The 8372-nt window shown below is 56.2% G+C and carries 8 protein-coding genes; 7 read left to right on the forward strand and 1 reads right to left on the reverse strand.

Features of this window, described 5'->3' with window-relative positions; all coding sequences use genetic code 11:
- Window positions 1-168: 168 nt before the first annotated feature.
- From H7C19_RS28610 to H7C19_RS28640, 7 genes are read left to right on the forward strand one after another with little or no spacing between them, the layout of a single operon-like run.
- Window positions 169-882 (forward strand): GntR family transcriptional regulator, encoded by a 714-nt coding sequence (locus H7C19_RS28610; RefSeq protein WP_185672515.1) that lies wholly within the window; start codon window positions 169-171, stop codon window positions 880-882.
- 42 nt (window positions 883-924) lie between these two features.
- A complete protein-coding gene (locus H7C19_RS28615) occupies window positions 925-2010 on the forward strand; it encodes an ABC transporter substrate-binding protein (protein WP_185672516.1) in 1086 nt (361 codons plus the stop codon).
- A gap of 24 nt (window positions 2011-2034) precedes the next feature.
- Window positions 2035-2856, forward strand: coding sequence for an ABC transporter permease (locus tag H7C19_RS28620; RefSeq protein ID WP_185672517.1), 822 nt, complete (start codon window positions 2035-2037; stop codon window positions 2854-2856).
- Window positions 2857-2858: 2 nt separating this feature from the next.
- Window positions 2859-3644 carry an ABC transporter permease gene (locus tag H7C19_RS28625; protein WP_185672518.1) on the forward strand — a complete coding sequence of 262 codons (786 nt, stop codon included), beginning with the start codon at window positions 2859-2861 and terminating at the stop codon, window positions 3642-3644.
- 9 nt (window positions 3645-3653) lie between these two features.
- A complete protein-coding gene (locus tag H7C19_RS28630) occupies window positions 3654-4730 on the forward strand; it encodes an ABC transporter ATP-binding protein (protein WP_185672519.1) in 1077 nt (358 codons plus the stop codon).
- Between the two features lie 5 nt (window positions 4731-4735).
- On the forward strand, window positions 4736-5674 hold the full coding sequence (locus H7C19_RS28635) for a carbohydrate kinase family protein (protein WP_185672520.1): 939 nt from the start codon (window positions 4736-4738) through the stop codon (window positions 5672-5674).
- A gap of 8 nt (window positions 5675-5682) precedes the next feature.
- On the forward strand, window positions 5683-6714 hold the full coding sequence (locus H7C19_RS28640) for an ADP-ribosylglycohydrolase family protein (protein ID WP_246469872.1): 1032 nt from the start codon (window positions 5683-5685) through the stop codon (window positions 6712-6714).
- Between the two features lie 115 nt (window positions 6715-6829).
- On the opposite strand, the gene H7C19_RS28645 is transcribed toward H7C19_RS28640, so the two are convergent.
- Complete coding sequence (locus tag H7C19_RS28645) at window positions 6830-8044, reverse strand: oxalate decarboxylase family bicupin (RefSeq protein ID WP_185672521.1); 1215 nt, start codon at window positions 8042-8044, stop codon at window positions 6830-6832.
- Window positions 8045-8372: the final 328 nt, after the last annotated feature.

Here is an 8372-nt window from a genome sequence, read left to right on the forward strand (position 1 = left end):
CAATACCTGCCTCGTAGGCGCTCTTTTTCCGTTTGCGGCGATTAAATTCTTGAAGATGGCGGATCAAAATGAGTCTTGCCAGCTTAGGAAATTCCTGCTAACATCAACTTGTACACATAAGTGTACATCCAATCGTTCGTAAGTCATCGGCTTAAGGGGGTGATTTCCATGTTGGACAAGAACGATTTCGCGCCTCTCTACATTCAGCTTCACCGAATTCTGAGAGGGAAGATTTTGAGCGGAGAATACAAGCAAGGGGAGGCCATCCCCTCCGAGTCGGAAATGATGAAGATTTTCCAGACGACCCGGGGAACGATCCGTAACGCGATCAGTCTGCTGGTCTCCGAAGGGTTGGTCGAGCAGATTCGGGGGAAGGGAACCTTCGTTCGCCTCAATCTGCTGAATTACAGCATTTTGAATTTCGGAGGCTTCACGGATTATTTGAAGAGTCGCAACGAAGTGGCGGTATCGCAGATCCTGGAACAGAAAACGGTAAATTTGGATGGCAAGGACTATTTCAAGCTCGTGCGGGCCAGGGGAGTCAAGAAAGAGGAAGCCGTTCTGTATTTGACCATCGACACCTCCTATCTGCCCGTTTCCTTGTTTTCCGGCCTGGACAGCCACAATTTTGAGGAAGAATCGCTCTACCACGTCCTAAGGAACTCGTACCGCGTGTATCCGAGCCGCACCGAGATTTCGCTGTCGCCGATCCTTATCCATGACAAGGTAAGGGAAATCCTGCAGGTCGATAAGAAGGAGTCGGCCCTGCTGAAGGCGGAAGGGGTCGTGTTCGACCAGAATGGCGTCGAAATCGAGAAAGTATCGGTGATCTATGGCTCGAACGTCGAATTTAAAATCATGACGAATATGAATCAGGCTTAGGCGGCCTGAGCAATCGATGGACCCAAAGGGGAGGGCTATTGAATGAAAAAGAGAATTGCGGGCTTGCTTGTCATTACTTCAATGCTTTTGGTAAGCGCTTGCGGCAACAAGTCGAACAATGAAGGGGCGTCGTCGTCTCCTGCGAAAGGCGAGACGAAAACGCTGAACGTCGTAAACTGGAAAAGCTACGGATCCGACGATCCAGAGGTCGTCAAAGAATTCGAGGAGAAATATAACGTCAAGGTCGTCCATCAATACATGGCTTCCGAAGAAGAGCTGTTGACTAGACTGAGAACCAGCAAGGAGGGGGATATCGACGTTATCCTGCCCAACGCGTCCATCCTGCCCGTCGCCATCGGCGAAGGATTGCTGCAACCGATCGACACTGCTAAGCTAGCCAACTACTCGTCGATCTATGAGCCGTTCAAGAACATCCCCGAAAACGCGAAGGACGGCAAGGTATATGCCGTACCGTGGGTATGGGGTTCCACGGCCATCGCCTACAATCCGGAGACGGTCAAAGCGCCGATCGACTCGGTCCAGGTGTTCTGGGACGAACAATATAAAGGCAAAATCGCATTCCGGGACGATTTCAACGATGCGATCATGACGGCTGCCCTGGCCTTGGGGCAAGATCCGAACCATCCTTCCGATCTGGATGCCATCAAGAAGAAGCTAATCGAACAGAAGCCGCTCAACCGGACCTACTGGAAAACCGGAGACGAATTTTCCAAGCTCTACGCCGGAAAGATGGCAGACATCGGTTTGATGTGGAGCGGCCAGACGGCGTCCATGAAGAAGGAAGGACAGAATATCAAATACGTGATCCCCAAAGAGGGAGCGATCGGTTGGATCGACAACTGGGCGATCGTCAAAGGCTCCAAGAATAGCGACCTTGCCAATCAATTCATCGATTTCATGATCGACCGCAAATTCCAAGAATCGTGGGTGAACAAAGGCGGCCCCGCGCCGGTCAACAAAGAAGTCGGCAAGAACCTGGACCCGGCGTTCGTGGAAGAAATGGGATTGGACGAGAAGACAATCGGCAAACTGAAATTCATTGCCTACCACACGGACGAGGAGAAGCGGAAATGGAACGAGCTGTGGCTGGAAGTCAAATCCCACTAAGGCAAGACTGGGGAGTGAGCTCGTTTGGATAGAAAGATTTGGTTAATGAGTCCGGCCGTTTTCCTGCTCCTGATCTTCTGCGTGGTTCCGCTCTTCATCATGGTGTACTACAGCTTCCTCAGCGACGGGACCGGCGGTCATTGGACGATACAGAACTATATGGATTTCTTCCAGAAGGACATTTATCTGAAGCTGACCTGGAAGACGGTCAAGATGAGCTTCTACGTCACGGTGATCAGCCTGCTCATTAGTTATCCGATGGCTTACGTGATGGTGAGCATCATTCAAGGCGGCAAAAACATCCTGCTCATGGCCATTATCGTCCCGTTCTGGACGAGTCAGCTCGTCCGGGCGTATTCCTGGCAGAACCTGCTTCGGGATGGAGGCTTATTGGAGATCGTGCTGCGGAAGCTCCATCTCATCGGTTCCGGTCCGCTTGGTTTGATGTTCACCTCCACCGCGGTGATCATCGCGATGGTCCATATTTTCTTTCCTTATATGGTCATCACGATCTACATGTCGCTCGAGAAGGTGGACGGCGCCCTGGTGGAGGCTTCCAAGAGCCTGAAGGCAGGACCGCTGACCACGTTCCGGCGCATCGTTCTGCCGCTTAGCAAACCCGGCATCATTTCCGGTTGCATCCTTGTGTTCGTGCCGAGTCTCGGGGTGTTCGTCGAACCCCGCGTGCTCGGAGGCACGCAGGGAACCGTCATCGGGACGGTTATCGAAGACCAATTTTTCGAGATTTACGGTTGGAACTTCGGGGCGGCTGTCTCCTTTATTCTACTGGCGATCATTCTTCTCTCCATGGCCGTACTATCCCGATTCGCCAAAGAGGAGGCATAGCGATGCTAAAGAAAGGAATCGGCTGGACGTACGTTTCTCTTGTCTTGCTGTTTCTCTACGCGCCTATCCTAGTCCTGATGGCAATGTCGTTCAACGCTTCCAAGTACAACGCGCTGCCGTTCGAATTCAGCATGCGGTGGTACCGGGAGCTCGCAGGCAACGATAAGCTGATCGACGCCTCCTTGACCAGCGTCTATATCGCGGCCGGCACAGCGGTCATCTGCGTCGTGCTGGCCACCATGCTGATGCTCTGGGCGGTGCAGACGAATTCGAAGCTCAAGAGATGGATCGATTCGCTCGTGGTTCTGCCGTTGACCATTCCTTGGCTGATCTTGGGCTTATCCTTGCTGCTCCTGGTTAGCGCGGCGGGGATAGACAAGAACTTCACGGTGTTGCTGATCGGGCACGTCGTCATTTCCTTGCCGTACGCGGTATTGGTCATCAAGGCCAGACTGCAGAGCATGGATTTGACGATCAACGAAGCGTCGGCGAGCTTGGGAGCCAACGAGTGGACGACTGTCTGGCGGATAACGCTGCCCTTGCTGTTTCCGGCCATGCTGGCGGGTGGCTTTCTGGCCTTCGTGATCTCGTTCGACAACTTCATTCTCTCGTATTTCCTGATTCCCGGCGGATCCAGCACATTGCCGATCGAGATCTACTCGTCCATCAAGTTTGGGTTTACGCCGGAGATCAATGCGGTATCGACCGTCATGCTGACCGCAACCACCTTATTGATCGTGCTAATTGCGACCATCATGAGATCTTCGCTCAAATTCTTTCTGAAGTAGGAGGCTGCGATGGCCCATCTAGAGATCAACCGGCTGACGAAGTCTTTTCACGGGAACCGGGTGCTGGACCGAATCGACATTGCGCTCGAGAAAGGCACATTCTTGTCCCTGCTCGGACCTTCCGGCTGCGGGAAAACGACGACCATGCGGATGGTGGCCGGTTTCGAAAGCCAAGACGAAGGGACGATCTCGATCGGAGGCCAATCGATCGATTCGTTCCCTCCCTATAAACGAAACATCGGCATGGTGTTCCAAAGCTATGCTCTGTTTCCCCACATGACCGTCGCCCAGAACGTCGCCTACGGATTGGAGCAGCAGCGGATGTCCCGCGGGGATATTCGCAAGGAAGTGGCGAATGCGCTCGAGATGGTCCAGTTGACCGGGTATGAGCAGCGAAAACCGAAACAGCTGTCCGGCGGACAGCAGCAGCGCGTCGCCCTGGCCAGAGCGCTCGTGACGAAGCCGTCGTTGCTGCTGCTGGACGAGAGCTTAAGCGCGCTGGACAAAAACTTGAGATCCGCCATGCAGATCGAGCTCCGCATGATCCAGAAGGAGATCGGGATCACGACAATCTTCGTTACGCACGATCAGGAAGAGGCCATGACGCTGTCCGACCGCATCGCGGTAATGAGAGCCGGCCGGATCGAACAAATCGGCTCGCCGCATGAGATCTACGAACAACCCGCGAATACGTTCGTAGCCGGCTTTGTCGGACAGTCCAACTTCCTCAAAGGGACCTTGGAGGAAGCTGGCGAGGGCAGAGCACGCTATGTCTTAGACAACGGGAATAGCCTGTTCGTGCCTATCCCGGCTTCCGGCCCTGCATACGCGCAAGGAACCGGAACGATTCTGTCCATCCGGCCGGAGAAGATACGTCTGACAAGGGACGTTTCCGCGCAGACCGGGATAAAAGGAACGATCAAATTCATCACCTATGTCGGCAGCACGTTCACTTACCTTGTCGAGGCGTTGGGACAAGAGCTGAAGGTTCAGCGGCAGAACGATTCGAACGATCACAGTTTTCGGCAGGGTGAGGATGTCTGGCTGGCATGGAACGCCGAGCACCAAACCCTGCTGACGGAGTGAACGCGATGGATGACAAACGGGAGATTCTCATTTTCGGCGGTATCATCGTAGATCAATACGTGCTGGTGAACGAAAGCCCGAAGAGGGGAGGAGACGCACTCATCTCCGATTCCTTCTTCCGGGTCGGCGGCTGCGCGATCAATGTCGGCAGCACGCTGCAGAACCTGGGCGTGCGTCCGCATATCGCCTCCATGGTCGGAGATGACGAATGGGGACGGAAGATCAAATTGTATTTGTCCCAAAAGGCGTTCTCCGAACGAGCCATCCGGTACTTGGAGAATCGAAGCTCCGGTTACTGTATCTCCATCGTGGAGCGGGACGGAGAGCGGACGTTCTTGACTCGCAAGGGATGCGAAGCGGACTTCGCGCCATCCATGCTCGAGGACGTGCCGTACGATCGGGTGTCCCATATCTACCTGACCGGATATTATCTGCTGGAGCCGGAATCGGCGAACCAAATCGTTCTTCAACTGAAGAAGTTGAAGAAAGCGGGGGCCTATCTGGTATTCGACCCCGGTCCGCTGGCGGGTTCAATCCTTCTCCATACGCTGTACGCCGTCATGGAGCTTACCGACCTGCTCATCCCGAACGAGAACGAATGGGAGATGCTTTCCGACCTCATGCGATGGGGCAAGTGCGGCGACTCGCGCTGCCGGGAGCTCGGAATCAAGTGCGTGATCTTGAAACGAGGAAGCCGGGGGGTAGAGGTCCGAATGGAAGGGAACTTTTTCAGCGTCCCCCCTTACCGGGTCGACAGTATCGATACGACCGGGGCCGGGGACAGTTTCGCCGGCGGTTTGCTGTACGGCTTGTCCCAAGGCCTCGGTATAGATGAAGCCGTTCGGATCGCAAGCGCCTGCGGCGCGCTCACCACGACCATCATGGGTCCGCACGGCGAATTTTCACTGAATGACATCACAGATATGATAGAGAAAGCAAGGTGAAGATAAGGATGGAGCAGGATAACGCTTTGTTGGACAGGGCATACGGAAGCCTGATCGCGACCGCGATCGGAGATGCGATGGGAATGCCCGCCTCGTTCATGTCGCCTTCCCAGATCAGGAGAATTTACGGCAGGATTACGGATTTCATGACGCCGGATCAGGAGCAGACAGCGCACCATTCGGTCGAAGCCGGGGGAATTACGGATGACACCCAGGAGAGCCTGATCGTATCTTCCGTCCTGATCGAGGCTGGCCGATTCGACCCGGAGCTGTTCGTTCGGAAAATGAGGCAGTGGGCAGAGGATTACAAGATGCTCGATTCGACGGTAATCGGACCTAGCACGCGCAAATTTCTAGAGACGATCCTCTCGGATGGAGACTACAAGGAATCGGGTAAAACCGGGGACACCAACGGGGCGGCCATGCGCGTCGGACCGATCGGGATCTACCGTCACGGCGATGTGGACCTGGCGATCGCGGAAGCCGAGGCATCCGCACTCCCCTCTCACGGGAGCCGGGCGGGTGTCTCATCGGCTAGTGCGATAGCGGCCGCCATCGCGACGGCGGTCGCGGGGAGCTGCACGCCGCGCGAAGTGGTGGGCGCCGCGATTCAAGGGGCGGAATGGGGCGAGCGGAGAGGATTCGACCAGCCGGCCCCGTCCATTGCGGCCCGAATCCGATTGGCTGTCGACTTGGTAGACCGGGAACGGGAACGGAACCGGCCGGTGAACGAAGTTTGCGAAGCGTTGTACGCATTTATCGGCGCCGGCATGAAAAGTTACGAATCCGTTCCGTTATCTCTCGGCGTGTTCTATGCCGTGGAAGGCGACGTGAAGGAAGGAATCCTCGGCGCCGTCAACATCGGCGACGATGCGGATACGAACGGGGCGATCGTCGGTTCGTTGTGCGGAGCGTACAGCGGAGCATCCTCTGTTCCGGCAGAATGGATCGCGAAGGTAGAGAGCACGAACGAAGTTCCGTTTAAGCGGATTGCTTCCGATTTGCTGGAGAGAAGAAGGAAAGCAGCCTCCGGTTCATAACGAAAAGCGTCGATTGTTTCCAGCCTAAGGGCTGCGAGCGATCGACGCTTTGCATTTTTCGTGCTTGCAGCGTTTTAGCCGGGCTTCGTATTTCGGATGCCCGTTCGGAGGACCCCTATTCCGAGGTCGATGAATCCGGGTTTACTCGTTTCGGGTATTTCACTACCGGCCATTTCTCCTTGCGCAGCGCGTCCAGCAGCTCGGAGGTGACGTGAAGGTTATCCTTCACGAGCTCCCGCGGGGTCAGCGCCATCCATTGGTTCAGGGAGATATCGACGAACCGGTCGCTCCGGAACATCTCCAGGAACCAGAGCGTCCGGCTGCCCGTGTTCTGAATATAGTGGCCGAAGGCGAACGGCACGTAACCGACGTCGCCCGCCCGGTAGTTGAACGTGCGCGCTTTGCCGTTGCCGCCGAACACGGTCATTCTGCCTTCTCCGGACAAGTAATACTGCCATTCGTCGTTGTTGGGATGCCAGTGGAGCTCCCGCATGGCGCCAGGCTGAATCTCGACCAACGCGGCTGCAACCGTCTTGGAGATCGGGAAGTTGGACGAATCGACGATCCGTACGCTCCCCCCGGGCGTCTGGAGCGGCGGCTGCGCGAGCAGCCGGTGCGTGAAGCTCTGAGGGACGGTCCCATAGGGCGACGTGACGCGGTCGTTCTCCAGCGGGCCGGGGATCCGGTCCTCGAAGATATAGACCTGCCCGTCAGGGATCGTGTCGAACGCGCGCTGCGGGACGCCGAAGTTGGCGGCCAGGACTTCCTTCGGCGTATGGGCGAACCAGTCCGTGATCGACAGCGTGTTCAGGTCGGAGAAGATGCCGTCGTCGAACACCAGCAGGAACTCGCAGCCTTCCGCGAGCGCCTGGATCGAGTGCGGGAGCCCGGCGGGGAAGTACCACAGATCCCCCTGGCCGACGTCCGCGATGAAGTTGCGTCCGTTCGCGTCGACGGACGTGATCCGGGCGCGCCCGCCGATCATATAAGACCATTCCGCCTGCTGATGCCAATGCATCTCGCGCACGCCGCCAGGCCTGAGGCTCATGTTGACCCCCGCGAGCGTCGTGGCGATCGGCAGCTCCCGCACGGTAATCTCCCGCGACCATCCGCCGTGACTCAACGTCATGTGCGTGTCGGAGAAAGACATGCGCAAGTTGGGCAGCAGCCCGGCGTCCGTCTCGGGCGGCACGAGCATGTCGGGATTCTCGATGTCTCTTAAGACGTCGCGGGGACCGTAGTCGGGTCCGCCCGCGCCATCGCTGCGAATCGGCTGCGGCACGGGGATAGGCTTGCCGTCGTTCGGGTTCGGGTCGATGGGATACGCCATGCGTCAGGATCCCCTCCAGTCAAACGCGAATCAATCGCTCTCACTCCTACTCAGCGTATGAGGGGCAGCCCGGCCATTATGACTGCATCCTCGTCGCGCCCGTCCATTCATGCGGTTTCCCCGCAAAAAACACGCATGATCTTACCAGGTCACAGGCTATAATGAAAATTGCGACAGGCTATAAAAGGATCGCACAACGGCGAATCCGGCCTTTACGAGCTGCAACGATAAAATCTACATGGCCTATCGGATTCTTATTTGGTGGTAAGCAGACATTCTGACATTCTAAGCACCTATTGTTCCGTCATCATAGATTTGTCAGACCTCC

Origin of the sequence: Cohnella nanjingensis, from assembly GCF_014212125.1 — a bacterium.
GTDB classification, from domain to species: Bacteria; Bacillota; Bacilli; order Paenibacillales; family Paenibacillaceae; genus Cohnella; species Cohnella nanjingensis.